1 protein-coding gene is annotated in these 400 nt (G+C 58.0%); it reads right to left on the bottom strand.

Going from position 1 to position 400, the window contains the following annotated elements; genetic code table 11:
- Positions 1-33: 33 nt before the first annotated feature.
- The coding region (locus AC1XDK_RS30820; RefSeq protein WP_483353836.1) for a transposase at positions 34-400 on the bottom strand (367 nt) is incomplete at its 5' end.

Below are 400 nucleotides of genomic sequence, written 5' to 3'. Positions count from 1 at the left end.
TGGCTCTGGTGAATCGCCATACTGCGGTTGATTTCACTGTGTTGCGGCACGCTTGATGTTATGAACGACACATTTCACGACGAGTTCACGAAATTCTCGGTACCAGGTTCGCGCACGCACGGCGACGCCGTGCGTGCGCTTGATCGCCGAGAAGACGGTCTCACACATCGATCGTTGGCGGTAGCGAGGCCCATCGACCCGCGCGTTATGCGTGTGGTCGATGGGCCGGAAGATTCGATGTTTAATCAGCGGTCTCACGTCCTCTTCTCGAAGTTTTTCGCGTAACTCCATCCAATCGTAGCCCTTGTCAGCGGCGAGGCTGTGCAGGTCGCCTGCGTTGCGGCAGGCGACCTGCCAGCCGAGCTGTGTGTCGTGCGGTTTCTCAGTCGTGCAATGAACG

Source organism: Haladaptatus sp. HS23, from assembly GCF_056892285.1.
The sequence above is the reverse complement of the archived record's forward strand: the minus strand, read 5'-3'. Positions and strand labels throughout refer to the sequence as shown.